Raw genomic sequence first — 626 nt, 5'->3', positions numbered from 1 at the left:
GTCGCCATGCAGCGCTGGCCGGCCGCGCCGAAGCCCGCGCCGACGAGCGCGTTGATCGCCTGCTCGCGGTTCGCGTCGGGCAGCACGATCGCGTGGTTCTTCGCACCCATCATCGACTGCACGCGCTTGCCGTGCTGGCCGCCGAGGTTGTATACGTGCGTGCCGACCGCCGTCGAACCGACGAACGAGATCGCCTTCACGAGCGGATGCGTGCAGATTGCGTCGACGACTTCCTTGCCGCCATGCACGACGTTCAGCACGCCTTTCGGTATGCCGGCCTCGAGCGCGAGCTCGACGAGTTCCATCGTCGACATCGGGTCCTGCTCCGACGGCTTCAGCACGAACGTGTTGCCGCACACGATCGCCATCGGGAACATCCATAGCGGGATCATCGCGGGGAAATTGAACGGCGTGATGCCCGCACACACGCCGAGCGGCTGGCGCAGCGTGTAGGTGTCGACGCCGCCCGCGACGTTCTCCGCGAATTCGCCCAGTTGCAACGTGCCGATCGAGCATGCGTGCTCGACCACTTCGAGGCCGCGGAAGATGTCGCCTTCGGCGTCGGGAATCGTCTTGCCCTGCTCGGCCGTCAGCGTCTTCGCGATGCGTTGCTGGTTCGCGCGCAC

Annotated in this window: 1 protein-coding gene; it reads right to left on the bottom strand. The window is 66.3% G+C overall.

The genetic code is table 11. The features are described from left to right. Positions 1–626, bottom strand: a 626-nt coding sequence (locus WS89_RS28295; RefSeq protein ID WP_156440624.1) for an aldehyde dehydrogenase family protein, incomplete at both ends; no start/stop codon positions are given.

The organism is Burkholderia sp. MSMB1072, from assembly GCF_001524725.1.
Classification (GTDB): Bacteria; Pseudomonadota; Gammaproteobacteria; order Burkholderiales; family Burkholderiaceae; genus Burkholderia.
Note: the sequence above shows the minus strand (reverse complement) of the source record. Positions and strands in the feature narration are given on the sequence as shown.